The following is a 24,557-nucleotide window of genomic DNA, read 5'->3' on the forward strand; positions in this document are numbered from 1 at the left end:
ACGAAATTCGTTCCACCATTTTTATAAGCAATCATCTACGATTGAATTCCTTAAAACTTTTAATTTCATTATTTCAAGTTATTCACAAGGTCTACAAGGTTTTCAACAGTAAATCCATACTCTGCCAATACTTTTGGTGCTGGGGCAGATGCTCCAAAGGTATCAATACCGAGAACTGCACCATCAAGACCAACATATTTGTACCAGTTTTGGGTTGCTCCCATTTCGACTGCAACTCGACGACGAACTGCAATTGGAAGGATTTCTTCTTTATAAGCTGCGTCTTGTGCGTCAAAGACATCTGTAGATGGCATGCTGACTACGCGGACTTTTGCACCTTGACTAGCCAATTCTTTGGCAGCTGCGACAGCCAAATTCACCTCTGAACCTGTTGCAATCAAGATGGTATCAAAGTCAGCTGCATTTTCATAGACAACATAGGCACCTTTAGCAACCTTGCCAAAGTCTGTTCCCTCTTCAACAGTCAAGTTTTGACGTGTCAAGACAAGGGCAGTTGGTGTTTTTTCGCTTGTCACTGCAAGGTACCAAGCTGCTTGAGTTTCACGCGCATCTGCTGGGCGGAAAACATTGAGATTTGGCATAGCACGAAGACCTGCTAGGTGTTCAACTGGTTCGTGAGTTGGACCATCTTCACCAACCGCAATAGAGTCATGGGTGAAGACATAAGTCACAGGAAGTCCTTGTAAGGCTGACAAACGGACAGCTGCTTTCACATAGTCAGAGAAGACAAAGAAAGTACCACCGTATACACGAAGTCCACCATGAAGGGCCATCCCGTTCAAAATCGTTCCCATTGCAAATTCACGAACACCAAACTGAATGTTGCGGTTCAAGCGATTGGCATCATCTTGAAGTCCATCCGTTTTGATGTAAGTCATGTTTGAGTGAGCGAGGTCAGCTGATCCACCTAGGAAAGTTGGTAACTTGGCAGCTACAACATTCAAAGCATCTTGACTTGAATTACGAGTTGCTTGAGAGAAACCATTTTCTAAGGCTGGGAAGTCTGCTGGAGTTACCTCAACTGGGTCGCGTCCGTCGATAATGGCTTCTACTTCTGCAGCCAGTTCTGGATGAGCTTCTTTATAATCAGCAACTAGTTTTGTCCAAGCTTGATAAGCTGATGCGCCACGATCTGCAACATTTTCTTTGAAATCAGCATAAACTTGTTCTGGAATTTCAAATGGTTCATAGTCCCAACCGAGCGCCTGGCGAGTAGCCGCAGTTTCATCTGCTCCAAGAGGAGCACCGTGTACCGCATTAGTTCCTTGTTTGTTTGGAGAACCGTATCCAATGACAGTCTTCACTTCAATCAAAGATGGTTTTCCTGAAGCTTTAGCTGCTTCGATAGCAGCATGGATTGCTTCCAAGTCTGTTCCATCTTCAACCAAGGCTGTGTGCCAACCGTAGGCATTGTAGCGGTCACGAACACTTTCAGTAAAGGAATCCTTTGTTTCACCATCCAAGTTGATGTCATTTGAATCATAAAGGACAACCAACTTGTCTAGTTTTTGCAAACCTGCGTATGAAGCCGCCTCACTTGAGACACCTTCCATCAAGTCTCCATCTCCACAAATTACATAAGTGTAGTGATCAAAGAGATTGTAGCCTTCACGGTTATACTTCGCTGCTAGGAAACGTTCTGCTTGGGCAAAACCAGTAGCAGTCGAAATCCCTTGTCCTAGAGGACCAGTTGTAGCGTCAACCCCTGCAGTATGCCCAAATTCTGGGTGACCTGGCGTTTTGGAACCCCATTGACGGAAGTTCTTGACCTCATCCATGCTAACATCTTCAAAACCAGAAAGGTGAAGAAGGGCATAAAGCAACATAGAGCCATGACCTGCTGAGAGGATAAAGCGATCACGGTTGATCCAGTTTGGTTGTGCTGGATTAATGCGAAGTTGTTTTGTAAAGAGGCTATAGGCCATCGGAGCAGCCCCCATAACCACCCCTGGGTGACCTGAGTTTGCTTTGTTGATGGCGTCAATACCTAGAAAACGAATTGCATTAACAGATAGATTTGACATAGAATTTCCTTTCTCTTTGAGGTGATTAATGAATCACACATCCTATTTTACTATTATATGAAAAAATGTATAGAATAGCAATAAAACAATTTGCGTTCATCTATCACATTTGATTTGTCTATCCCCTCGTCACTTCATAGTACGGGAGCAAGCGAGTATAAGCGTCTTCTAGCTTCTCCAATATCGCTTCTACTGACTGATTTTCAATGAAGGAAACATCTGACTTGACCAAAACTTTACGGATTTCCTGATTGCGCACCTTCTCGCGTAAGAGCAGACGGTTTTCTTCATTAGCTTCTACCTTTTGACTTTGACCATCGGTGTATGTTAGATAATAGATTCCTTCTACTGGTGGAAGCTCTAAAATCTTGGCTTGTTTGCTCAGCGTCTGCTCATCCTTCTTGCGCTCGATGAAACTGACTTCTAAGGAAATCCCAAAATCTGAGGCCTCCCCATACAAACGCAGAGCCAACATGGGTTCTGTTACCTGCCCCTCTCTCTGTAGATAGGCCCAGAAATGCGGTCGCAAGCGCTGCGCTTGATTCATCCACTGACTAGTCTGTTGCAATTGCCATTCGGGATGACTTGCTTGGAAGGTCTTGGCCAGATTTGTAAAAGCCTTACGAGCCTCCTGCCCTTTGTTGCGCAATTCCAGCATCTTCTCTCGCTCATCTCCAGACTTATCTGGATTACGATACTGGATCCCCGCGTAAGATAGATAGTTTCTGATGGTTTCCATCATCGGTCTCTTCTCCTTTTTTCTAGCAAAAAATCAGGTCAAACCTGATTTTGTTTATTCTGTATCTACGACAACATAGCGATTTGGCTCATCACCTTCAGAATAGCTAGTCACTCCATCCATGCGTGAAATAATGCGATGGATAATCTTGCGTTCGCTATTCGACATTGGATCTGTTTGCTGGCTACGACCTTCCTCCAAAACGCGATTCGCCAATTTTTGAGCGTAGGTTTGTAACACTTCTGCACGGTGTTCAACATAATCATTGACATTAATCGTAATATAGAAAGTTCTTGAATAACGATTATAAAGATAATTTTGTGCCAAGAGTTGAAGGGCCTTCAAGACTTTTCCATGATAGCCGATAATACGACCTGGTTCGTTGGTGTCAATTTGAAGATTGATGGTACGACGATTGCAGTCGCTCGAAATCGTACCTTCAACATCCATATCATCCACAATGGTTTGAACGTAGCTAGCTACTTCTGTTGCCACTTGTTCGGTATCATAACTTGGCTCTACTTTTAAGCCCAAATCTTCCAAGGATTGGCTCGCTACTTCTTGCGTTTCAGCTTCTTTTTCTGGAGCAGGCTTAACTTCCTCAGTAGCATCTTCTGCTTGTAGTTCATTTAAAATTGAAATATGACCTGTTTCTTCCAAAATCGTGCTGGCATGTTTTTCATTTTTCAAGATTTCAACCTTGACCTCTTCAGAGACACCTTGGCCTTCTTCTTCAATTTTCTTGATGGCTTCAACCACATATCCCAAATCAACTGTCGCTTCGCTGACTGTTTTCACTGGTTCATTCTTTTCATTGACTTCTTTTGGAACACCTTTGACAGCCTGTTGATTGGCTTTAATCACTGTTGTTTCACTGATTGCTTCGATATCAACTTGAGCTGGCTTCTTACCAAACAAGCCCAAGAAACCTTTTTTCTCTTTTGAAACGACCTTGATGTGGGCCTTCATTCTTGAAATATTTAATTCTTTCAACCCTTTTTGGATTGCTTCTTCAACCGTTGAACCTGTAAATAATACCATTACCAGATTCCTCCTTATTTTTTCTTTTTCTGTGCTTTCTTCAAGGCTCTTCTCTTCTTGCCTTCTAAATCTCTTTCTGCTTGGACTACTGCTTCTCTTTCAGCAATAATCTTGAAAGGATTGTTCAAGAAATAGGTTTGCAAAACTTGATAAGCATTGGATACTGCCCAGTATAAGGCAACTCCACTAGGCGCAGAGATGGCAAAGATAAAGATCAGTACTGGCATCCCGTACATCATCCCTGTCATAGCTCCACTTCTTTCAGGCAAGGCCTTATTTGATAACCAACTACTCAAGAAGGTAAAGACTGCCGCCAAAATCGGAAGGATAAAGCTTGTGTCTACTCCCCCTAGGTTCACCCATAAGAAGTGCCCTGTTTTTAAAAATTCCACTCGACTCAAGGCTTGGAACAAAGCCAAGAGGACCGGCATTTGTATTAGAATCGGCCAAATAGAGGACGAATGTTTGACTCCCAATTCTTTATAGACCTTCCGCATCTCCTGGTCTAGCTTGGTTCTACTTTCCATATCACGACCCGGATATTGTTCTTGCAGAGCCTTGATGCGCGGTTGAGCCTCTTGCATTTTTCTAGAGGCAACTATCTGTGTCTGAAAGACCGGTAATAGAATCGTTCGGATCAAAATCGTGAAGAGAATAATCCCCACTCCGATACTAATGTCAAAGGACAAAAAGCGGATAATTTCAGCAAAAAAATAGACAAATTTGCTCCAAAGATCTGTCGAATCGGCCGTTATATCGCTAGCTGTACCATTTGTTGCACAGGCCGTCATGGCAAACAAGGACAGACCTAACAAACTAGTCAACTGTAGTTTCTTTTTCACTCCCATTTCCTTCCTGGTATATCTTTGATAACTTTAATACGTGGAGTAGATTTTTCTCCATCTCTGCATATTCCAAGGTTTCCACCCCTTTTCGAGCAATCACAACAAAATCGACATGATCTACCAGACTTCCCTTTGCATTTTGTATGATATGTCGGATTCGTCTCTTAATTTGATTTCTGGTAACTGCATTCCCCAGTTTTTTACTAACGGACAGTCCTACTCGAAAATGGTTTTGCTGGTTTTCCAATTGGTAGACAACAAATTTTCGATTGGCAAAACTTGTTCCTTCCTTGAAAATTGCCTTAAAATCTTTCTCTCTTTTTACACGAAAGTTTTTCTTCAAAACTCAACTCCATCTATTAAATTACTACTATTATACCATATTTTTCCAAAAAGCCAATAACAGCAAGGTTTTAGAGATTTTCTCCATAAAAAAAGGTGGGAAACTACGTTTTCCGACCTTCTTTTCTTCTATTCTTTGCTCAATAAAATGTTAAAAAAGCTTATTTTTTCAAGCGTTCCACATCACGCGCAATCACTAATTCTTCATCAGTTGGGATAACCAAGACACGAACAGATGCTGCATCTGTTGAGATATCTCCAGTTACGCCAAAGACGTTCTTCTCTGAATCTACATCACATCCAAACCAAGAGATGCCTGAAATAACATCACGACGGAAATTTACTGCATTTTCACCAACACCTGCTGTAAAGATGATTGCGTCTGCTCCGTTTAGGACAGCAAGGTATTGACCGATGTGTTTTTGGATACGGTCAACATAGATTTCATAAGCCAATTTCGCATCGTGGTTACCTTCTGCTACAGCTGCTTCGATATCACGCATATCACTTGACTTGCCTGAAACACCCATGAGTCCTGATTCACGATTGAGAATGCGACTGATATCTTCTGGCGTGTTGAAGTCCTCAGTATACTGCATCAAATAAGGGATGATAGCTGGGTCAATATCTCCTGTACGAGTTCCCATCATCACTCCGCCAAGTGGTGTGAAGCCCATAGAAGTGTCAACCGAACGACCGCCCTTAACTGCCGTAATCGAAACACCATTACCGATGTGGCAGGTAATCAATTTCAAATCTTCTAGAGGGCGTCCCAAAAGTTTTGCTGCTTCTCCAGCTACAAACTGATGACTTGTCCCGTGGGCTCCGTATTTACGAACCTTGTTCTCTGTGTAGTATTTAGTTGGTAGAGGATAGCGATAAGCCTTTTCTGGCATGGTTGTGTGGAATGAGGTATCAAACACAACAACGCTAGTGATATCCGGAAGCAATTCCTTGAATGCACGAATTCCTGCTGCGTTGGCTGGATTGTGGAGAGGAGCCAAAAGTCCCAACTCTTCGACTTTCTCTAAAACATCACCCTCAACGACCGTTGATTCCTTGAAGTATTCACCACCAGCTACAACGCGGTGTCCAACACCAGTAATCTCATCATAAGATTTGATGATATCGAAACGAATCAAATCATCCAATAAAATTTTAACGGCTTGTGTGTGATCGTCAATATCAAGAATTTGTTTTTCAGAACGGTCGTCAAATTTTACAGTTGAGATTGAATCCTTCAAGCCAATACGTTCAATCAAGCCTTTCGCCAATACAGTTTCTTCTGGCATTTGGTAAAGTTGCCATTTCAAACTCGAACTTCCAGCATTGATTGCAATTGTTTTTGTCATAACATGATACCCCTTTTTAAGCGTTTTCATCTATTATAACAAAATCTACCTTATATTTCAGTACCTTTGCTCCAATTTTGAAAATTTTCTTTAAAGGTCAACAATACTGACGGATCTTGCAGACTTGTTAGAGGATAGACAAAGGGTTCTATTTCCTTGTCTCTTTTCTTTTGTAAAACGAAAACACTCTTAGCCTGACTGGCCGTTGAAAAAATATCCTCTGGTAAGGCGATGATAGCAGTCAGACTGACTTCGTCTTTGAGCCAAGCTTTTAACAAATCACTTTGGGGGCTGGTCAACAAATCACTCGGAGCCAGAAAAATAGCATAGCCATCTGACTTGAGGTACTTGAGACCTTGCTCCATCAGCAAATGGTGGGCATAGGTATGTTCTTGGCTAGAAGCCACTTGATAACGAGATGCAATGGTGTCATCCGGATAATATCCGACAGGCAAATCGCTGATGACCACATTGCTTTCTTTAAGCATTTGCGGTCGAACGGCATCACCTTGAACAAAACCTGCCTGCAAACCAATCACATCTGCCATACTGGCTGCCAGATCAATTAGCAAATCATCCACTTCGACTCCCAAGTAATCCACTTTTTTAGCAAGAGAAGTCAAGAAGGTAGCCCCCAGAATCCCCATGCCAGAACCCATTTCGAGGATGCTAATTTCCTCTTTATGAAGCAACTCTTCCACAATAAGTACCAAGAGGAGGGCAATGGCATCCGGTGTAAACTGGTGATTGGCTTGTAAAGGCTCCGTTTGCCCTGCCTTCATCAAGAGAAACTGGTAGGTCTTGAGCCACTCTTCCTTGCGAAGTGCTAAGCGCCTAAGGGCTTGATTGTTCTCCTTGACCTGCTTTAGCTCAGTCTCGCCATCTAGGTAGATACTGTTTTGCTCTACTAAGGCATCATAAAAGTTGGTCGCCAAATCACTTTGGATGATTTGGACATTCTCTAGTAAATACGTATAAGCTTGTTCAATTTTTTCAAAATCCATATTCCTATCTTATCAAAATTCCCCTATTTTTTCCATCTGAAGAGAAAAAATCACTGCTTTAGTGAGCGAGTGATTTTTGGGCTACAGTTAAAAAGAGCTCTGCATAATTTCCTTGAAACAAGTCTTCAGCGCTATAGAGAATCTGACTATGCACAGATGAAAAAACCTGCTGAATTAACTTATTTTCCAGTTCAGCTAAATCAAAACCATGATGGTTAGGCTCTATCTTGGTAAAATCAGCAATGAGGACCTGTCCATTCTCCCTAAGATGATGGTGAAACATGGCAAGGGTCGCGTCTAGATCAGGCATATGATGAAGAACCCGACTGACAACAATCAGATCAAATTGCTGCTCCAAGGGATTTGCCAGTAAATCCTGCTCCAAGAGTTGAAGATTCCTGATTTCTTGGTCCTCTGCTTTCAAACGGGCTTGCTCCAGCATTTTCTCCGAGATATCTACTAGGGTAACCGACTTAGCTTGCTTAGCTAGAGGCAAGGCTAACAGACCCGTCCCACCACCAAAGTCCAGTATTTCCTTGCCTGATAGAAGATTAATCTGTGCTTCAACTGCTTGACAAACCAAGTTTGCAAGAAAGATATTTTTGGGCGAATCAAAGGTTTCTGCTTTGTGATTAAAATCGTGTTTCATGTTTTTAGTGTATCACAAAGAAGTTGAATTGCCTAGGAATTGGCTTTCTTATCTGCCTTATCTTCTGTTTTTTTCTGATTTTGTTTTGGATTTGAATCAGTCGCTACCTCTTCCTTTTTAGCTGTTTTCTTTTCTTGGGTTTTCAGCGGAGGAAAGAGAAATTCATAATTGTCCTTATTCATACGAACACTTGTCGCAAAACCTGTTTTCGTATTTTGATAAGTGACTTTTCCTAGGTTAAAGACTCGTTCCCCACTTTCTTGTTCAACATTATCTTTACTTCGCTTGGCCATGGCAAAAGCGATCAACTTTTCTTTGTTTAGGGCAAAGTCTTTGTGATGGGCAACTTGCCGATTCAAATAAAACTGCAACAAAAGGCTAAAAATGGCTGCCATGGTGACCGCATATAGGAGAACTCCTGCCTTAACTTTTTGCTTTTTCCACACGATAGATGAATTCCCTTTCTAAGCCTTTTTGAAACTGGAAACGAAAGCGAACCAGTTGATTATCCTCTGTGATTTGTGCTGATTTGAGGCCATAAACCATCGGCTGGTAACCCCGTCCACTGCTATCGGTTTTTCGAAAATCATCCGATTTGAATGTGCCCATAGCGATAGCCTTGCCGTCTTGCTTCATATAGAGGCGATTGTCTTCCACCTTCTCAAACTGCGAACGCTCTAACTCAGCCTCTAGTTGATCCACAAACAAGAGCCACTCCTTTTGCTCACTTTGTTTCTGGTAGCGCACTTCTGAAATGAGGAGCTGACTCATGGCTTGAAAGAGGAGCAAGCCACCGCTAATGACGATAAGGGCAAGCAGAGATTCTAAAAGAGTGAACGCTCTTACCTTACTGCTCTTTAAGATCGAGCAATTTCTTTGTCCCATGGTAGACCTCCAATCCTTTTTCACTAGCAAACACCTGAATCCCCACTCCGTTTATGTTTACCTGATTTTGACCTGTCTGTAAGGCCATCTTAGCCACACGTAAGACTTCTTCCTTTTGCAAAATTTCTGCCTCTTCTTGTCTACTTTTCTGGATTTGTCCCAAAAGAAGGGTCGCAATGCTGGCAAACACGGCTAGAGCAACTATCGCTTCCAGTAAAATCACTGCCCTAATTTTTTGTTTCTTTAATGCGTTTAATTTTTCCATTTCCTAGATATAATCGATAGCTGATTGCTCCTTTGCTGGTCTGAAATTCAACCTTAGCCAGAGACGAGTTGCCCCCAGCTCGGTCAAATATAATGCTTTGTCCTGATGGTGCTTGAATTCCTTTGGGAACTGTCAACTTTTGACTGCCATTGCTAATCGTCTGTCCGTCTATGCTCAAATTTGTCTTTTGTTGACTAGCTACACTACGCTTTTGCGTTTCCCTATAGAGTTCTTCAAACTCCATAAAGAAAATCTGCTCCTCTACCGCTGCAAAACTGGACTGGACAGAGCCTGATAAGGCCAAAGCAATGATACTCACAAGTCCTAAAACCAAGAGACTTTCAAACATGGTAAAGGCCTTAATCTGCAACCGTTTGACTTGTTTTTTGTTTTGCATGGTAGTCTTTATAAGCTTTGGCTTGCTCAGCTGTGATACGACCGTCCGCTTGTAATTTGCTGAGGGTAGCATCATCATTTTTATCCAAACGATAAAGTTCTGCCTGACTTTCCACCACCTTGACAACAGCAGCTTTTCCTTTGTCATCTACGGCATCCTTTTGCTTGGTCAAATTGGGTACAAAGAGCAAGAGAAGAACGCTGATGATGAGCAAGACGACTAACATTTCTACCAGAGTGAAAGCTTGAACTTTGGCTTTTTTTAATTTTGTCATGAGTTTGTTCATTTTAAAAATTTACCTCCATATTTTGATACATGGGCATAAGCATTGCCGCATAAAGTAAAACGATAATCAGGGCCACAAAAATAAAAACCAGTGGCTGTACTAAGTTCATGGTGCGATTGACTCGGGTAAAAAAGGCTTCCCAAGTTTTTTCGGCATAGATTTCCAACTCGCTCCCCAGCTTGGACTTGACTTCCCCATACTCGATGATGAGACTCAACTCCTTTTTAAAGAAGGGATAGGTCGCTATGATTTGGGAAAATTCACGACCATTTTGCAGGGTTTGAGCCAGATCTTGACCGATTTCTTTAAAGAGCTGAGAGCCTTGTTCCTGCATGATTTGAAAAATCTGCGTCAGCTCCATCCCCTGTGAAATCATATTGCCCCATTCACGCGCGTAATAGGCCGTCAGATAAGTCTGGACAAAGATTCCTAGAAAGGGAACCCGTGCCAACATCGAGAAAACCCGCATCTTGGAACTTCTTTTGTAGAAAGTGAGGGCTAAAAGTAAAGATAGAGAGCAAACCAGCACTAGTCCCAGAAATATTTGTGGCAGATTGCCGATGATTTGAGTGGCGATATTGCTACTGTCCAGTTGGGGAAGTAGATAGTTTCTCAATCCCAGCATGATTAGCAGGAGAAATCCCAGCAAAATCAAGGGATAAGTCGCCACTTCGATTAATTTTTTCTTGACCTTGGCCAGATTGTCCAGGTATTCTTCTATCTTGCCCAAACTCAGATGAAGATTGCCGTGAACTTCAGCCAGGGATAGCTGGGTCACAATGGCAGTTGAAAACCCTAAACTGTCCATCATTTCTGAGAAAGATTTTCCCTGAGACAAACCTTGGTACATCTGGACCACATAGTCCTTTTCCAGCAAGGCACTTCTACCCAAAAAAGAAATAATTTCCACCAAATGAAAGCCACTAGAGAAGAGATTATGAAACAGGGTGATGATTTTCTTCTGCTTAGCGGTAGCTAATTTTTTCCGTTTCAGCCTGAAGACTTGTGATATGTCCATCTTTAAGAAGCTGATCAATCTGCTCATTCCAGCTAGTTGGCTGGTGTTCTTGATAGTATTTGTTTGCAAAGTCAAGGATTCCTCCTCCCCCGATTAATCTCTGATAGCAGACACCTTGTAGGACAACTGCTAGTTCCTCCTCCGTCACACCTAACTCCAGAAGGCGCTCATAAACACCTCGGATACTTTTGGCATGAATGGTTGAAAAGACCGTCGCACCTGTCAAACTGGCTCTGACAACTGCACGCGCCGTCTCACTGTCCCGAATTTCACCGATAATCAAGAGGTCTGGGCGATGTCGGAGAGACAGTTTGATTAGATTTTCATAGGTCAGTCCAATCGCCTCATTCAACTGCAACTGGAGCATGTCGTCCTGCTTGATTTCTACTGGATCTTCGATAGACATGACCTGCTGTCCCTTAAAGAGGGACTTAGCTAATTCGTGCATCAAGGTCGTCTTACCACTGCCGACTGGACCTGCAAAGAGATAGAGGCCCCGTTGCCTGTACTGCTCTCCTAACTCAACTAGATCCTGAAACCAAAAGCGCAACTCCCTTTCCTCGTCGTGCAACAAACGAATGACCAAACTCTCATGTCCCCGATAATCTCCTACGGTTGACAAGCGCAGAGAAGACACCTTCTCTCCATGCTGGTAGTCGCAAGAGCCCAGCTGACTGCGGCGTTTTTCTCCTACATTCATACCCGCCACAAACTTGAAATGACTAATCACTGCAGCTAAAACCTCAAAATCATAGGAGTCAATGAGACACCTCTCATCACCAATTCGCATATGAAGTTCATAAGTAGCCTCCTTGGGAATGAAATAGATATCCTGAGCTCCTTTTTCCTTAGCAGTCGCAATCATTTTCTGTGCAATTTCTTGTACCATAGCTCCCTCCTTATCTAGACTATTCGCAAAAAAATAAAAAAAACAACTTTTAAAAGTTGCTTTTTTATCTCAATTTCATGCGGCAAGAACGGTGCTTTTCTTGACCTGTTTGTTTTTCATAACCTGGGCGTAGTTTTTCATCGGGTATGATGCCTTCGTCTTCGAGAAGGAGGAGGGAGTGATATTGTTGCAAATACTCATCACACTCATCACACCAACGCTGGTCCGCAGGATCCCAAAAAATGGTCATAAGGTCACTCCGACTCTTATAGAAAGGAGTTTTGCTTTCTAACTCAAACCAGCAAGTTTTGTAATATTTTAGAGCATCATAGTACTTGTCAAACCGTTGACTCATGATGACATCTTCTTCCCAACCTTCCATGAACCACCAAGGCTCAAAGTCCCCATACATTTCTATAACACGATACATTTTTACTACTTCCTTTGTACCGTATATTATAACGAATTTTTCAAAACAAGGAAAGAATTTTGCTTAAGTGCCCTATCAGAGAAACTTATTAAAACATATTTTGAGACTATCATAAAAATAGGAGTCCTTTGCCGACTCCTATTTTATCATCTTATGCTTGATAACGTTTCACACCATCTAGATAGGTAGCTACCAATTCCAAATCTTTATCTAGCACGATAAAGTCAGCATCGTAGCCTTCACGGATTTGGCCACAAACATCATCAATGTGAACAGATTTTGCTGGGTTGAAGCTGGCCATCATGACTGCTTCATGTGGAGAGGCAATGTTCCAGTCAACCACATTCTTCAAACCGTCTTTGAGTTTGAGAATAGAACCCGCCAAGTTACCTGTGGATTTGAGACGAGCAGTTCCATTTGCAACGACAACTGGGAATTCTCCCAACATGTAGTCGCCGTCTTCCAATCCACCAGCTGTCATACAGTCTGTGATAAGAGCAATATTTTCTGTTCCTTTTTGTTTGATAAGGATTTCGCAGGCTTTCGGATCCACATGGTGACCGTCACAGATCAACTCTGCATAGGTATGAGGTAATTGATACATGGCTCCAACCATACCGAGTTCACGGTGAGTCAAACCACGCATCCCATTGTAGGCATGTACCCAAACACTAGCCCCAGCATCTACTGCCTTTTTAGCTTCGTCAAATGTTGCATCTGAGTGACCAAGAGCAACTGTCACACCTTCTCCCGTAACCGTACGTACAAAGTCTTCTACACCTTCACGTTCTGGCGCAAGGGCGATTTTATTGAGCAAGCCATTTGCTGCTTTTTGCCAAGTGCGAAACTCATCCATACGAGGATCTTTCATGTAGGCAGGGTTTTGAGCTCCCTTGTATTTCTCTGTGAAATACGGACCTTCAAAATAGATACCCCGAATTTTCGCTCCAGTTGCTTCCTGGTAACGGGCACCGATATTTTCTGTTACTGCGAGCAATTGCTCATATGATGAGGTCAAAGTAGTTGGCAAGAAGCTCGTTACTCCCATGCTGAGGAGCCCTTCACTCATGGTATGAAGCGTTCCTTCGATGTTATTATCCATGACATCCACACCGCCAAATCCATGAATGTGGGTATCCACAAGTCCTGGGGCAATGCTGTAGCCTGTATAGTCAATGACGTCAGCGCCTTCAGGAATATCTTCTACATGCTTTCCAAACTTACCATCCACAAGTTCCAAGTAGCCGCCACGACGAACTCCGTGTGGATAGAAAAACTGATCCGCTTTAATATAATTAGGCATAATGATAACCTCCTTAATAGATTGTTTCTAGAATTTATTATGTCAATTACATTATAAACCTTTCTTTTTCATTTGTAAATGGTATAGACCTATTTTCTGGAGATATTTTAAAAGAGCTGGATTTCTCCAACTCTTTGATTTTATTTTGATTTCACAGGCAGTTCTTGAGCGGCCTTAACAGCAGCTGCTATTGTTTCTGCGTATAGCTTAGCACCTTCTTCAATCATGTTGCTATCATTTCCAAAGTGAACTTGGTCGGTTCCAGCCCAGATTTCAGGGTGTTCCTTAGCAACCTTATTCCAGTCAGCGATGCTCACGTAAGGATTCTTTTCAGCTAATTTCCGTGCATAAGCCGCATACTGCTCCACTGATGTGTAAGTGTCCTTGCTCTTATCTCCCTCATAAGGTGTAACAAGAATGAGATGGTGTCCTTTCGGTAGATTGTTCACGATGCTGTCCAAATCATTCTTATAACCTTCAGGATTGTTGACTCCCGTTGCAATGACAACTGTTTTTAGCAGTGCCTTGTTCTGGCTGTTAAGAAGCATAATGTCATTGGCTTGCTTGGTCGTCCGACTAACCTGAGCATTAATATTTGCTTCAGGAAGTGCCTCTTGTAAGGCTGTATTAGCACGCAGGGCTACCGAATCTCCTATCAGACTTGTTCCCTCAGAAATTCCCAGGCGACTCAGTTCGACTTGTTCAGCAAGAGTCTTTGTTTGTCCTATATTGGTCTGGGCTTGTTTGAAACCATTGACCATCAAGTCTGTTTCAAAGGCTCCAACTTGGGGAGAGACAATAGTAATCACCAAAGCAATCACTCCAAGGATTCCCACACTAGAAGCACTGATGGATTTGATATGAGGCAGTTTACTGATTTTCCTAATGAAAGGATTGGATTTACCGGCAATCAATGGCTCAATAATATAGAAGGATAGGATAGCAAAGAAATAAGAAAAGATGATCGTCAGAATAACAGCAGGCAGATTACTCATCAACTGAGAAAAGATAATATAAAAAGGCCAGTGGAAGAGATAAACCGCGTAGCTGGTATCCGCTAAAAATGTAATGATCCGAGGTTCTTGTATCTCAGGCGTTTTCTCATGCAAGACACGCGCAGCAAAAATCATGACCACGGCTGCTAAGCTGGCAAGTAAGAAACCAAACAAGTAAGCGAACAGGTAGGTAAACTTAACAAAGAAAGTCAGAAGCAACAATACCAAAAGCCCTGCAGCAAACACCAGTAGATTCTGACGAAGATTCCACATTCGATCAAATTGTTTGACCAAATCAGTCGTCTGACGAACTCCCACAACTGTCGCAAGGATACTTCCTAAAAAGAAAGGGTAGACATGGGTTAGACTTGAAAAGTAGACAGACGAATAAGAACTAGCCATGAGACTACCAATAAACATAGAGAAGAAGCTAAGGATGAATGCTCCCGCAGACAGGAGAAAGACGGTTCCTCTCAACTGACTACTAGATTTTGATCGTTTAGATAAGAACCAGACAGCCAAGCCCCAAAGGATGTAGTAGTGAACCTCAACAGCCAAACTCCAGTTATGAACAAAAAGGTGGGGAATGAACTGAGATTCGTAACTACCCCCCGTAAGCATTTCATAAAAGTTGGTCACAAAGCCGAAAACTCCAGCAATCTGACCACCAATACCTGCAACATAGTCTTGACGAACCAAGAAAGTAAAAGGCATGGTCACCAAAATCATCAGCACCACAGGTGGCACGATGCGGTAAAACCGTCTCTTAAAAAAGCCCAGTAAATCAATCTGGCGTGCCTTCCCAAATTCTTCTAAAAGGAGGGAGGTGATCAAAAATCCTGAAAAAGTGAAAAAGACATCTACCCCAAAGAATCCTCCAGGAAAGATCGTTTGAAAGAAGTGGTACAAAAGCACCAAAAGTAAACCTGTAATCCTAATCAAGGAAAACCATTTAATACGCATACGAGTTTATTCTCCCTTTCGTTATACACTTTATTCTATCAAAAAAAGAAGAAAAATCCTACGAGAAAACGCAGGATTTTTTAGCTTCTATAAATTCCATTTTAGAAATTGCGGCCCGACTTATTGTAGCCATATTTTTCTACAAAATACTCGCGGAATTCCAAGAGATTGTCGTCCATGATGGCTTGTCGAACCTGCTTCATGAGGTTGAGCAAGAAGTAAAGGTTGTGGTAGCTAGTCAAGCGGATACCAAAGGTTTCATCAGCCTTGAGCAGGTGACGAAGGTAGGCGCGTGTGTAATTCTTACATGTGTAGCAGTCACACTCAGGATCCAGTGGCGTAAAGTCTTCAGCGAATTGGGCATTCTTGACAACCAAACGACCTTGGCTAGTCATACAAGTTCCGTTACGAGCGATACGAGTCGGCAAGACACAGTCAAACATATCCACACCACGAATAACCCCATCAATCAAACTATCTGGCGCTCCCACTCCCATCAAATAGCGAGGTTTGTTTTCAGGAAGGAGTTGGGTTGTGAAGTCCAAGACTGCATTCATCTCTTCGTGCGTTTCTCCCACTGCCAAACCACCGATAGAGTAGCCTGGAAAGTCCATGCTGACAAGGTCGTGAGCTGACTGACGGCGAAGGTCTTCAAATCCTGCCCCCTGTACAATCCCAAACAAACCTTGATCCTCCGGACGACGGTGAGCCTTTAAGCCACGTTCTGCCCAACGACTGGTACGCTCGATGGATTTCTTAACGTAGTCGTAAGGTTGATAAAACTGAGGACATTCATCAAAAGACATCATGATGTCTGAGCCCAGATTATTCTGAATAGAAATAGCCTTTTCTGGCGACAGGAACATCTTGGAACCATTGAGATGGTTTTTAAAGGTTACGCCTTCTTCTGTGATATTTCGGCTATCTGCTAGGGAATAAACCTGGAAACCACCACTATCTGTCAAAATCGGCTGGTCCCAATTCATGAACTTGTGGAGACCACCTGCGCGTGCGATGAGTTCATCTCCAGGACGAAGCCAGAGATGATAAGTATTAGACAGGATAATCCCTGAACCCATCTCCTTCAACTCCTCTGGAGACTGAGTCTTGACAGTAGCTTGGGTCCCAACTGGCATAAACATAGGTGTCGGGAAGGTGCCATGCGGAGTAATGATTTCTCCCAGACGAGCTCCTGTATGTTTTTCTTTCTTAATCAAACGGTATTTGATTGGTGAATCTGACATTTTCTACCTCCGAAGCTGGGAAAAACAGTCCCAGTTCATACTTTGTGCCCAAAGGCATACTGTATGATTTTATCAAAAAAACTAGGAACTGTCACGAACTATGGTATAATGAGAGAATGAAATACCCAAAAATTGATTTAAAAACCATTCGTCTGCAGACGAGACAATTTCAGGCTGAAAATCCCCGCCTCTTTCTCGTCTATCTCTTACCTAGCATACTGGTCATCTTATCAGGCTTTCTCAACCCCCTGGCTCGTCTCCAAGAAAATGTTTTAGAGCAATCCTTTTTCAGCATGCTGGCACAAGTGCTCCAAGCCTATCTCTTCCCATTAGTGGTTTCTTTTATGAGCACGATTTTTTTAGCAGGTGCTGCCTTTGCGACACTCCGACTCCTCAAGGATCCTGATACAGAACTCTCAGTAAAATCAAGCCTGGCCCTCTTTGCTGAAGAGCGCTTCTCGCAAACCTTCCTAACTCTGCTCCTCAAACGTTTCTACCTCTTTTTATGGAGCATTCCAAACTTAGTAGGCGTTTATTTTCTCTTTTATAGCAATCTCTTGGCTCGGAGATTTGTTGCCCTGCATCCTGAATTTCCAAAACTAGACCTCTCATCAGTTGAAACGGAGCAGTTCCTTATGACCTTTGGACTCTACTTTTTCGCGAGCCTCATCTTGATGATTGTAGGAAATGCCCTCTATATCCCGCAACATTATGCCTACTCGCAGGCAGAATTCCTCCTCTGCGATACTCTAGATTTAGGACAGGCTAAACCCCGTCAAATCCTGAAAACTAGCCGTTTCTTGATGAAGGGTTACAAATTTCAACGCTTTGTCCTCGACCTACAACTACTTCCTTGGTACTTCCTCAATTGGATCACTTTTGGAATTGCTAGCTTTTCACTCCTTCCCTATATCCAAAACAATCACATCTTCTTTTACAGAGCCCTACTAGCCCGTAAACGTCGAAATGGATAAAAATCTAAAAAAGCAGCATCTTGCAGGATGCGGCTTTTCTTATTTCAAAAGCAACATACTCAGCAGAGTCAAAATAGCGGGCCCACCTTGCTTCAGAATAATCTTCTTATTATCCTGAAGAATTTACACACAAAAAAGAAGCGGGAACTCAATCAGTTCCCAACTTCCATTTTAATGATTAGTTCATTGAAACGTGAACATGGTCATAGTGGTTTTCGGTCACACTACCACGGTCTGGCATTGGATTCCACGTGTAGGCTGGTCCATATTTGCTATCGTATGGAGCGTAGAAACGTTGCTTCCAGATGATGTAGTTGATACCACGGCTAGCCATATTTTTGACTGCATATTCTGCAATTTGATCTCCGAGTGCTGAACTCACTGGAACCATAAAGTCGATGGCCAAACCTTTACCATGGTCCCCACTGTCACCAGGACGGTAGCCACTAAATGATGTAATCCCAAACAAGTTGGCGATTTCTTCTTTAAAGGCTGCTGTTTGTGGTTGAAGACCAGCATTCTCAGACTTAGTTACTGCAAGTCCTGCATAGTCAGGAGCCGCTGGAGCTGAATAAGTTCTTGAAGGAGTTTGGCTTTGCTCTGCTTGATAAGTCGAAGTTGCAATGTCAGAAGTTGCTGTTGATGCTGCTGTTTCTTCTGTTGCACTTGTTCCTGTTGTATCAGCAGGTGTTTCAGTTGCTGGAGCAGCTGCTACTGGGGCTTCTGCTGGGGTTGTTGCTGCCGTTTCTTCAGCTACAGGTGTTTCTGTAGATGGTGCCTCTTCAGCAACTGTCGCTGTCTCAGAAACTTCTGAACTTGGCGCTACTTCTGCTGGTTTTTCAGTCTCTGTTGCAGTTGGAGCTTCCTCAATTGGTTGAGAAAGGTCTTCTACTTGAACTGTTTGTTCATCGACTGTCACTTGATTCGTCGTCAAATCAGCTGTCGCAGTCGTCACTTCTTCACTAGAATCTGATTGAGGAGCTTGGATTTCAACTTCCGTTACCTCTTCTGCCTCATTGACAGTTGTAGTGAGGACAGTATCTGGGAAAATCAAGTCCATATTGGTGATTTTGTTCAAATTAGCAAGAACGGTCACATCTACTCCCAAAGCTTCTGCAATCGTGCTCAGGGTATCACCATACTGAACTGTATAGCTGTTTTTGTTCTCGTTTTTCGTCACGTCATTTTGGATTTGCTCAACGCTACGTGCTGTCCAAGAGATTTCTTGAGCTTTAGCTCCTAATGCTGGAGCAAGAGACAAGGCTACTGTTGAGGCTAAAATAATTCTTTTCTTCATTCGTTCATATTCCTTTCAAATGAGTACCTGTCTATCATAACACAAAAAAAGCAGAAAAAAAGCCCTCTCGGACCTATTTAATAGAACTGTCTATTCTTTGTAACAAACTCGATCAGTTGAAATAGTTTGTTAGGTTTCTGTCACAGAACTGACACAATTTTCTCGTCACTTATCCTCAAAAATATGAGGAATATCTGCTAGTGCTTGAATCTTCTGATTCCCTTCATAGGACAATTCTAAAAAGTTAATGCTTTGAATGCCGCTATTCTGAGCGAATTCCACATCCAAAGTCCGGTCCCCTATATAATAAGTGTTATCAGGATCCAGCTGATATTTGTCTAGCAGATATATCGCCGCTTCTGGACTAGGCTTGCGCTCAAAGCCACTCTGACTGGTTAAAATCTCTGTGAAATAAAATTCCAAACCCAAGTCTCTTAGAATGGTAAGCGCATTGTCCCCCTTATGAGTATAGACAAACTGTTTAATCCCTGCTTGGTCTGCCCAAGCTAGCACTTCACGCGCACCTGGCATCAAAACTACCTGGGCATTTTTCTCAGACAAGCTCTGGGCACGTACCTGATTGAGCACTTCCGCATCCAGATTTCTCTCTTCTGCCACCTGCTCCAGCAAATCCTGCACAGAATACCTGAGGATAAACTCTCTCACTTTCTCCTTATCATAAGGAATAGAAAACTGAACAAATGTCTCCTCAATTCCTAACAAAATCGCTTCGTAAGAGTCCAATAAGGTTCCATCTAAATCCCAAATAAAAGCTGTTTTTCCCATTTCCTATCCTTTCAAGCTCATATAACGCTGGTAACGGTAGAGTAGAAATAACCATCGAAAACCATTGTCCAATAACGTTCCAGCCCAAATACCAGGTAAGCCCCAACCAAGCACAATCCCCATCAGATAGGCTGTCCCAATGCGGATACACCACATCCCAATACTTGTCGCATAAAAGGGGAGGCGAGCATTTCCCAAGCCCTGCCAAACTGCCGTATAAATAACTGTCCCTGTCGCCATGGGAGTCCCTAGTAGTGAGAAAAGTGCCACCAAAACGCTAGCTTCAACCGCAACAGGATCCGTCGTATAGAGATGTGTCAGTGGTGTCCCCAAGGCATAGATGCTAAGTGTTAAGGGCAACATAAGGACGAAAGAAAGCCAAAAGGTTTGTTTACTCAAACTAGCGACTCTTTCCCAATTATTCTCTCCAACTGCTCGAGCCACCTGCATGACCGTTGCCGTAGCGACGCCAAAGGCAGGCATATAGTTAAACTGGGTCAAGACTTCTCCGACTGCATTCCCCGCTACTGCCTCCGTCCCAAAAGAAACGACCAAAGTAATGATGACGACATCTCCAGCCCTCATCATAAGCCGCTCTCCAGCTGCCGGTAAAGCTAAGGTCAATAGTTCCTTATCTAGACCAAAAGATGGCTTCTCATAAGGCAGTTTTAATTGCGACCACAAAATCACAAAACCAACCAAGCGAGACAAGATGGTCCCCCAAGCAACACCAGCTATCCCCATATTAAGAACAAAAATAGCTAGACTTGAAAAGAGAATATTCAAGGCATTGGATAAAAAACTAACATAGAGGGGTAGACGCGGATTATGCGTTGCACGAATCAAGGCACCAAAACTGGTCATCAAGCCCAAAAGAACAATTGAACCACCCACTAAAGAAAGGTAGAGTCCTCCACTTTTAGCCACAGACTGCTCAGTCCCCAAAAGTCCAATCATCTCTTGCCCAGCAAAGATAGACAAGGCCCCTAAAAGCAAACTCAGTAGCAAGGTAATCTTCAGAGCTTCAGTCACATGATAAGCTAGCTTGAACTGATCTTTCTGCCCCATACTTTTTGAAATAACACTGGAAATAGCAGCTCCCAGAGCGATGAAAATCGCCTGGTAAATGGTGATAATATTGCCAGCCACTGATACACCCGAAATAGCTACTAGTCCCAAGTGAGCGACCAAGTAACTGTCCACCATTCCCATGAGCATCTGCAAAAAGTTCTCACCCATAGCGGGCAAGGCAATATTAAGAATGTCTCTATTTTTCTTAAACAATCCTTCCTCCTGATGAAAAGAAACTCAGTTAGTTTCCCAACCGAGTTTACTCCCTCTGTCTTAAAGTCCTAGATAAGCTTCAACCGCTGCTTGCATGTCAGCAGCTGCCACTGTTGTTTTATGACGAACTGGAGCTGTTTCAAGCCCATCAACCGCTGGTGGCACTGCCACTCCTGAAATGTCATGTAATTGAGCCAAGGCTTCAAAGTCAGTTAAGCCTGATTTTCCTGTTACCGCTTCTACGGCAACCACTGGGAACTTGTATGGACTAGCTGTTGAAGCAATCACTGTCTTAGTCGCATCGCCAGTAGCCACTTGGTATTTTCTATAAACAGCTGAGGCAACAGCTGTGTGTGGGTCCTCAATGTAGGCATCTGTATCATAAACACGTTTAATTTCTGCCGCAGTTTCTTCCTCAGTCGCATATTCAGCTACAAAGAGTTCCAGAATCGCTGCATCAAAGTCTGTCAATTCATATTGTCCTTGTGTACTCAAGGCATTCATGAGTTCAGCTGTCTTAACCGCATCATTCCCCAAAAGATGGAAAATCAAACGCTCCAAGTTTGAAGATACCAAGATATCCATAGATGGACTAGTTGTTACTTTAAACTCACGTTTCTTATCGTAAACACGTGTCTTGAAGAAGTCAGTTAAAACATTATTGTCATTTGAAGCACAGATCAATTTACCAACTGGCAGACCAATTTGCTTGGCATAAAAGGCAGCCAAGATATTTCCAAAGTTTCCTGTTGGTACTGTGAAGTTGACCTTATCACCAGCCACAATCTCACCAGTCTTGACCAACTGAGCGTAGGCATAAACATAATAAACAATCTGTGGTACCAAACGACCAATGTTCATAGAGTTAGCTGATGAAAATTGCAGTTTATTGGCAGCCAATTTTTCACGAAGAGCTACATCGTTAAACATATGTTTCACATTTGTTTGTGCATCATCAAAGTTTCCATCAATAGCGATAACATGAGTATTGTCGCCAGTCTGAGTAGTCATTTGCAACTCTTGTACCTTGCTGACACCATCCTTTGGATAAAAGACAATAATCTCAGTCCCAGGTACATCCGCAAATCCTGCCATAGCCGCTTTTCCAGTATCGCCCGATGTCGCTGTCAAGATGACAATCTTGTTCTCCAAACCATGTTTCTTAGCAGCTGTTGTCATAAAGTAAGGCAAGATGGACAAGGCCATATCTTTAAAGGCAATGGTTGAACCATGGAAGAGTTCCAAGTTGTATTGCCCATCTAGTTTCACCAATGGTGCAATAGCTGGAGTATCAAACTTGCTATCGTAGGCATTGTTGATACAGTAGTCCAACTCCTCAGCTGTAAAGTCATCTAAAAATGCTGACAAAACTAATTTAGCCACTTCTTGGTAAGAAGCGTCCTTTAATGTTTCAAAATCCAAATCAACCTTTGGATAGCTAACTGGAGTAAATAAGCCTCCATCTGTTGCCAAGCCTTGCAAAATCGCTTGGCTGGCTGTTACTGTATTTTTCGCATCACGCGTTGATTGATAAACTAATGTCATAATCTCTATCCTTTATCTATAGTCTCTTCAATTATATCATGATTTTTCAGAAAATTCTCCCTTTATAAGAGAAATTGTAGTCCCAATTCTTTCTTCAAAGGCTCTAAATATATCATTTCTTGCTTATCCCTTTTCTCCAGTCCTTCCTCAGCTAGGATGAGTAAGTCTTTAGAAAATTCTCGAATCGCAGCTTCTTCCTCACCTGTGAGTTGTTTTTTAGAAAAATGTCGTCTTAAAAACTTATAATCACGACCAGCTGTGGTAAAAAATGGAGCAGTTCGCAAGTAAGCTTCAAGCTTGTCTAAATGAACCAACAATCCCAAGTGAAAGGCAGCAGAAGTAAAAGTTCTATCTAGAGCTTGCGTACAAACACTACGAAATTCAACTGTTCCTCGAGTCGTTAAGTCTTGGTACTGGTAACTACGATGGGTTTCAAAATCCTTCTCCCGAGGGTAAATAAGAACTTCATCCCCATTAAGGGTAAATGCCTGAATTTCACGTGTAGGCAAATAATCTCTAGCCTGAATCGGATAAAAATAATAGGTCTGCCCATCACGCTCCGCAGTAAAAATCGCAGAATAATTTAGATAGTCAAAAAAATCATCCTCGTCTTTAAAGAGTCTAGTATTGACACCGACATTCTCTGGATAGATACCATGCATGGATTCTTCCCAAAAAATATCCCTGGAAATCTTAGTATCCCAATCTGCCCCTGAAAACTCAGAGTTTGCAAACAAATAGGCTTTTGCTGCTTCAATTTGCGTAAAAGCATTGATAACACGCAGGTAGTTGGACCTTGAAACGTCTAGTTGAACCTGACTACCACAGATAAAAGCACCATATTCCGGGTAATCGTGTAAATCCGCCCCTAGAAAAGTTCTACTCAACTTCAAATAGTTCATTAACATCTGATAGCGTGCATAAGCAACCGGTTGATTCTCATTCTTCTCCCAGTATGGATGGATTCCAGAACCAATAATGGCATGATTTGCCTCACCCAACTTTTTCTGAATCAGAATCATGTAATCTCGATAACGCACTTCAACCTCTTGGATGGATTCCGCCCTACCAAAGGCAAACTCGATAGTTGTATAGGAGACTTCGAATAAGATCGTATCTTGGCTAACTGGATCAAGTAACTGAATTGGATTTCCAAAATCATCTACTTTTTCGATCGTAAAACCCAGAACTGATGGTAAATACCGAAAGAGATCCTTAACAACTTCACTATCTGTAGCTTTACTCTCTAAATTTACAATAGGAAATTCTAACTCAATCCCAATAAATAAATCTGGGTTCTCTTTTATATTCTTTAAGTAACGTTTCTTTAGTAATTCAACAGACCGAGACATTAATCACCAAGCTCTTTCATAATCAAAATAAATTGTGAATAAGTAATATTATACCAAAAATACACTAAAAATGATTAGAATAAGAAGAAAAAGATGATTCATCAGTTATCTGTACTTAAAGAAAAAATATCAAAATCTTCACTAAATCAAAAAACAAGGTCCGAAAACCTTGTCTTTATTACTATACCGGCGGCCGGGGTCGAACCGGCACGTCCTTGCGGACACTGGATTTTGAGTCCAGCGCGTCTGCCAATTCCGCCACGCCGGCAAATAGTAACTGGGGTAGCTGGATTCGAACCAACGCATGAGGGAGTCAAAGTCCCTTGCCTTACCGCTTGGCTATACCCCAATAATATAAAATAGGCGAGTGATGGGGATCGAACCCACGCATGCCAGAGCCACAATCTGGTGTGTTAACCACTTCACCACACCCGCCATAATCATATTAACACGGGCAGTAGGAATTGAACCCACACTGAAGGTTTTGGAGACCTTAGTTCTACCTTTAAACTATGCCCGTAACTAAAGTAATGGAAGGGGAGGGATTCGAACCCCCGAACCCGAAGGAGCGGATTTACAGTCCGCCGCGTTTAGCCTCTTCGCTACCCTTCCAAGTTATAAATAAAA

At 42.5% G+C, this 24,557-nt stretch carries 25 protein-coding genes and 5 tRNA genes; 1 reads left to right on the top strand and 29 read right to left on the bottom strand.

Annotation, left to right across the window (positions count from 1 at the left end):
* Positions 1–68 precede the first annotated feature (68 nt).
* The 19 genes from tkt to tgt all read right to left on the bottom strand — a co-directional run bounded on the left by tkt (position 69) and on the right by tgt (position 16,692).
* Positions 69–2,045, bottom strand: coding sequence for a transketolase (tkt, locus tag HMPREF8571_RS10740; protein WP_000067908.1), 1,977 nt, complete (start codon positions 2,043–2,045; stop codon positions 69–71).
* A gap of 118 nt (positions 2,046–2,163) precedes the next feature.
* The gene (locus HMPREF8571_RS10745) at positions 2,164–2,787 is read right to left on the bottom strand and encodes a hypothetical protein (protein ID WP_000970734.1); all 624 of its coding nucleotides are present in this window, start codon (positions 2,785–2,787) and stop codon (positions 2,164–2,166) included.
* A 51-nt stretch (positions 2,788–2,838) separates the two neighbouring features.
* Entirely contained in the window at positions 2,839–3,825 is a 987-nt protein-coding gene (gene jag, locus HMPREF8571_RS10750) for an RNA-binding cell elongation regulator Jag/EloR (protein WP_000242599.1), read from the bottom strand.
* Positions 3,826–3,839: 14 nt separating this feature from the next.
* Complete coding sequence (locus HMPREF8571_RS10755; protein ID WP_025168481.1) at positions 3,840–4,667, bottom strand: YidC/Oxa1 family membrane protein insertase; 828 nt, start codon at positions 4,665–4,667, stop codon at positions 3,840–3,842.
* Complete coding sequence (rnpA, locus tag HMPREF8571_RS10760) at positions 4,642–5,013, bottom strand: ribonuclease P protein component (RefSeq protein WP_000739254.1); 372 nt, start codon at positions 5,011–5,013, stop codon at positions 4,642–4,644. Before rnpA ends, HMPREF8571_RS10755 begins: the two co-directional genes overlap by 26 nt.
* Positions 5,014–5,173: 160 nt before the next feature.
* Positions 5,174–6,364, bottom strand: coding sequence for an acetate kinase (locus HMPREF8571_RS10765; protein WP_000167798.1), 1,191 nt, complete (start codon positions 6,362–6,364; stop codon positions 5,174–5,176).
* A 50-nt stretch (positions 6,365–6,414) separates the two neighbouring features.
* Entirely contained in the window at positions 6,415–7,368 is a 954-nt protein-coding gene (locus HMPREF8571_RS10770; RefSeq protein ID WP_000345092.1) for a class I SAM-dependent methyltransferase, read from the bottom strand.
* A gap of 58 nt (positions 7,369–7,426) precedes the next feature.
* The gene (locus tag HMPREF8571_RS10775; RefSeq protein WP_000679767.1) at positions 7,427–8,017 is read right to left on the bottom strand and encodes a class I SAM-dependent methyltransferase; all 591 of its coding nucleotides are present in this window, start codon (positions 8,015–8,017) and stop codon (positions 7,427–7,429) included.
* Positions 8,018–8,049: 32 nt separating this feature from the next.
* Positions 8,050–8,463 (bottom strand): competence type IV pilus minor pilin ComGG, encoded by a 414-nt coding sequence (comGG, locus tag HMPREF8571_RS10780; RefSeq protein ID WP_000265649.1) that lies wholly within the window; start codon positions 8,461–8,463, stop codon positions 8,050–8,052.
* On the bottom strand, positions 8,441–8,902 hold the full coding sequence (gene comGF, locus HMPREF8571_RS10785) for a competence type IV pilus minor pilin ComGF (protein WP_000531553.1): 462 nt from the start codon (positions 8,900–8,902) through the stop codon (positions 8,441–8,443). Before comGF ends, comGG begins: the two co-directional genes overlap by 23 nt.
* Positions 8,865–9,167 (bottom strand): competence type IV pilus minor pilin ComGE, encoded by a 303-nt coding sequence (gene comGE / locus HMPREF8571_RS10790; protein WP_000413363.1) that lies wholly within the window; start codon positions 9,165–9,167, stop codon positions 8,865–8,867. Before comGE ends, comGF begins: the two co-directional genes overlap by 38 nt.
* The gene (comGD, locus tag HMPREF8571_RS10795) at positions 9,130–9,564 is read right to left on the bottom strand and encodes a competence type IV pilus minor pilin ComGD (RefSeq protein WP_001180065.1); all 435 of its coding nucleotides are present in this window, start codon (positions 9,562–9,564) and stop codon (positions 9,130–9,132) included. Before comGD ends, comGE begins: the two co-directional genes overlap by 38 nt.
* Positions 9,527–9,850: a competence type IV pilus major pilin ComGC gene (comGC, locus tag HMPREF8571_RS10800; protein ID WP_001037925.1), complete on the bottom strand. Its 324-nt coding sequence runs from the start codon at positions 9,848–9,850 to the stop codon at positions 9,527–9,529. Before comGC ends, comGD begins: the two co-directional genes overlap by 38 nt.
* 1 nt (position 9,851) lies before the next feature.
* A complete protein-coding gene (comGB, locus tag HMPREF8571_RS10805; RefSeq protein ID WP_004240559.1) occupies positions 9,852–10,868 on the bottom strand; it encodes a competence type IV pilus assembly protein ComGB in 1,017 nt (338 codons plus the stop codon).
* Entirely contained in the window at positions 10,816–11,757 is a 942-nt protein-coding gene (gene comGA / locus HMPREF8571_RS10810) for a competence type IV pilus ATPase ComGA (protein WP_000249596.1), read from the bottom strand. Before comGA ends, comGB begins: the two co-directional genes overlap by 53 nt.
* A gap of 64 nt (positions 11,758–11,821) precedes the next feature.
* Complete coding sequence (locus HMPREF8571_RS10815; RefSeq protein WP_000286417.1) at positions 11,822–12,187, bottom strand: DUF1033 family protein; 366 nt, start codon at positions 12,185–12,187, stop codon at positions 11,822–11,824.
* Positions 12,188–12,338: 151 nt separating this feature from the next.
* Positions 12,339–13,490 carry an N-acetylglucosamine-6-phosphate deacetylase gene (nagA, locus tag HMPREF8571_RS10820; RefSeq protein WP_001134433.1) on the bottom strand — a complete coding sequence of 384 codons (1,152 nt, stop codon included), beginning with the start codon at positions 13,488–13,490 and terminating at the stop codon, positions 12,339–12,341.
* 140 nt (positions 13,491–13,630) lie between these two features.
* Positions 13,631–15,448, bottom strand: coding sequence for an acyltransferase family protein (locus HMPREF8571_RS10825; protein ID WP_001220882.1), 1,818 nt, complete (start codon positions 15,446–15,448; stop codon positions 13,631–13,633).
* A 101-nt stretch (positions 15,449–15,549) separates the two neighbouring features.
* A complete protein-coding gene (gene tgt, locus HMPREF8571_RS10830; RefSeq protein WP_001285233.1) occupies positions 15,550–16,692 on the bottom strand; it encodes a tRNA guanosine(34) transglycosylase Tgt in 1,143 nt (380 codons plus the stop codon).
* Between the two features lie 116 nt (positions 16,693–16,808).
* On the opposite strand from tgt, the gene HMPREF8571_RS10835 reads away from it, so the two are divergent.
* Positions 16,809–17,666 carry a DUF975 family protein gene (locus HMPREF8571_RS10835; protein WP_000876912.1) on the top strand — a complete coding sequence of 286 codons (858 nt, stop codon included), beginning with the start codon at positions 16,809–16,811 and terminating at the stop codon, positions 17,664–17,666.
* 178 nt (positions 17,667–17,844) lie between these two features.
* Here the strand turns inward: HMPREF8571_RS10835 and HMPREF8571_RS10840 are convergent, their stop codons facing one another.
* The 10 genes from HMPREF8571_RS10840 to HMPREF8571_RS10885 all read right to left on the bottom strand — a co-directional run bounded on the left by HMPREF8571_RS10840 (position 17,845) and on the right by HMPREF8571_RS10885 (position 24,542).
* Positions 17,845–18,963, bottom strand: coding sequence for a LysM peptidoglycan-binding domain-containing protein (locus HMPREF8571_RS10840; protein WP_000745998.1), 1,119 nt, complete (start codon positions 18,961–18,963; stop codon positions 17,845–17,847).
* 165 nt (positions 18,964–19,128) lie between these two features.
* On the bottom strand, positions 19,129–19,749 hold the full coding sequence (locus HMPREF8571_RS10845; RefSeq protein WP_000520535.1) for an HAD family hydrolase: 621 nt from the start codon (positions 19,747–19,749) through the stop codon (positions 19,129–19,131).
* Positions 19,750–19,752: 3 nt separating this feature from the next.
* Positions 19,753–21,033 (bottom strand): MATE family efflux transporter, encoded by a 1,281-nt coding sequence (locus tag HMPREF8571_RS10850; protein WP_000473999.1) that lies wholly within the window; start codon positions 21,031–21,033, stop codon positions 19,753–19,755.
* Positions 21,034–21,093: 60 nt separating this feature from the next.
* Complete coding sequence (thrC, locus tag HMPREF8571_RS10855) at positions 21,094–22,578, bottom strand: threonine synthase (protein WP_000177113.1); 1,485 nt, start codon at positions 22,576–22,578, stop codon at positions 21,094–21,096.
* A 62-nt stretch (positions 22,579–22,640) separates the two neighbouring features.
* Positions 22,641–23,930 carry a hypothetical protein gene (locus HMPREF8571_RS10860; protein WP_000091650.1) on the bottom strand — a complete coding sequence of 430 codons (1,290 nt, stop codon included), beginning with the start codon at positions 23,928–23,930 and terminating at the stop codon, positions 22,641–22,643.
* A 184-nt stretch (positions 23,931–24,114) separates the two neighbouring features.
* Positions 24,115–24,198: transfer RNA gene (locus HMPREF8571_RS10865), tRNA-Leu, on the bottom strand.
* 9 nt (positions 24,199–24,207) lie between these two features.
* Positions 24,208–24,279, bottom strand: a tRNA-Gln gene (locus HMPREF8571_RS10870).
* Positions 24,280–24,292: 13 nt separating this feature from the next.
* Positions 24,293–24,365: transfer RNA gene (locus HMPREF8571_RS10875), tRNA-His, on the bottom strand.
* Between the two features lie 14 nt (positions 24,366–24,379).
* Positions 24,380–24,450: transfer RNA gene (locus HMPREF8571_RS10880), tRNA-Trp, on the bottom strand.
* A gap of 11 nt (positions 24,451–24,461) precedes the next feature.
* Positions 24,462–24,542 (bottom strand) — tRNA-Tyr (locus tag HMPREF8571_RS10885).
* Positions 24,543–24,557 lie beyond the last annotated feature (15 nt).

The organism is Streptococcus mitis ATCC 6249, assembly GCF_000146585.1.
In the GTDB taxonomy this organism is placed as follows: domain Bacteria; phylum Bacillota; class Bacilli; order Lactobacillales; family Streptococcaceae; genus Streptococcus; species Streptococcus mitis_AZ.

What these genes read in the sequence shown, in the direction of transcription:
- tkt (WP_000067908.1), bottom strand. Translation starts at nt 2,045, where the DNA reads ATGTCAAATCTATCTGTTAATGCAATTCGTTTTCTAGGTATTGACGCC.
- HMPREF8571_RS10745 (WP_000970734.1), bottom strand. Translation starts at nt 2,787, where the DNA reads ATGATGGAAACCATCAGAAACTATCTATCTTACGCGGGGATCCAGTAT.
- jag (WP_000242599.1), bottom strand. Translation starts at nt 3,825, where the DNA reads ATGGTATTATTTACAGGTTCAACGGTTGAAGAAGCAATCCAAAAAGGG.
- HMPREF8571_RS10765 (WP_000167798.1), bottom strand. Translation starts at nt 6,364, where the DNA reads ATGACAAAAACAATTGCAATCAATGCTGGAAGTTCGAGTTTGAAATGG.
- HMPREF8571_RS10770 (WP_000345092.1), bottom strand. Translation starts at nt 7,368, where the DNA reads ATGGATTTTGAAAAAATTGAACAAGCTTATACGTATTTACTAGAGAAT.
- HMPREF8571_RS10775 (WP_000679767.1), bottom strand. Translation starts at nt 8,017, where the DNA reads ATGAAACACGATTTTAATCACAAAGCAGAAACCTTTGATTCGCCCAAA.
- comGF (WP_000531553.1), bottom strand. Translation starts at nt 8,902, where the DNA reads ATGGGACAAAGAAATTGCTCGATCTTAAAGAGCAGTAAGGTAAGAGCG.
- comGE (WP_000413363.1), bottom strand. Translation starts at nt 9,167, where the DNA reads ATGGAAAAATTAAACGCATTAAAGAAACAAAAAATTAGGGCAGTGATT.
- comGD (WP_001180065.1), bottom strand. Translation starts at nt 9,564, where the DNA reads ATGCAAAACAAAAAACAAGTCAAACGGTTGCAGATTAAGGCCTTTACC.
- comGC (WP_001037925.1), bottom strand. Translation starts at nt 9,850, where the DNA reads ATGAACAAACTCATGACAAAATTAAAAAAAGCCAAAGTTCAAGCTTTC.
- comGB (WP_004240559.1), bottom strand. Translation starts at nt 10,868, where the DNA reads ATGGACATATCACAAGTCTTCAGGCTGAAACGGAAAAAATTAGCTACC.
- comGA (WP_000249596.1), bottom strand. Translation starts at nt 11,757, where the DNA reads ATGGTACAAGAAATTGCACAGAAAATGATTGCGACTGCTAAGGAAAAA.
- HMPREF8571_RS10815 (WP_000286417.1), bottom strand. Translation starts at nt 12,187, where the DNA reads ATGTATCGTGTTATAGAAATGTATGGGGACTTTGAGCCTTGGTGGTTC.
- nagA (WP_001134433.1), bottom strand. Translation starts at nt 13,490, where the DNA reads ATGCCTAATTATATTAAAGCGGATCAGTTTTTCTATCCACACGGAGTT.
- HMPREF8571_RS10825 (WP_001220882.1), bottom strand. Translation starts at nt 15,448, where the DNA reads ATGCGTATTAAATGGTTTTCCTTGATTAGGATTACAGGTTTACTTTTG.
- tgt (WP_001285233.1), bottom strand. Translation starts at nt 16,692, where the DNA reads ATGTCAGATTCACCAATCAAATACCGTTTGATTAAGAAAGAAAAACAT.
- HMPREF8571_RS10835 (WP_000876912.1), top strand. Translation starts at nt 16,809, where the DNA reads ATGAAATACCCAAAAATTGATTTAAAAACCATTCGTCTGCAGACGAGA.
- HMPREF8571_RS10840 (WP_000745998.1), bottom strand. Translation starts at nt 18,963, where the DNA reads ATGAAGAAAAGAATTATTTTAGCCTCAACAGTAGCCTTGTCTCTTGCT.
- HMPREF8571_RS10845 (WP_000520535.1), bottom strand. Translation starts at nt 19,749, where the DNA reads ATGGGAAAAACAGCTTTTATTTGGGATTTAGATGGAACCTTATTGGAC.
- thrC (WP_000177113.1), bottom strand. Translation starts at nt 22,578, where the DNA reads ATGACATTAGTTTATCAATCAACGCGTGATGCGAAAAATACAGTAACA.
- HMPREF8571_RS10860 (WP_000091650.1), bottom strand. Translation starts at nt 23,930, where the DNA reads ATGTCTCGGTCTGTTGAATTACTAAAGAAACGTTACTTAAAGAATATA.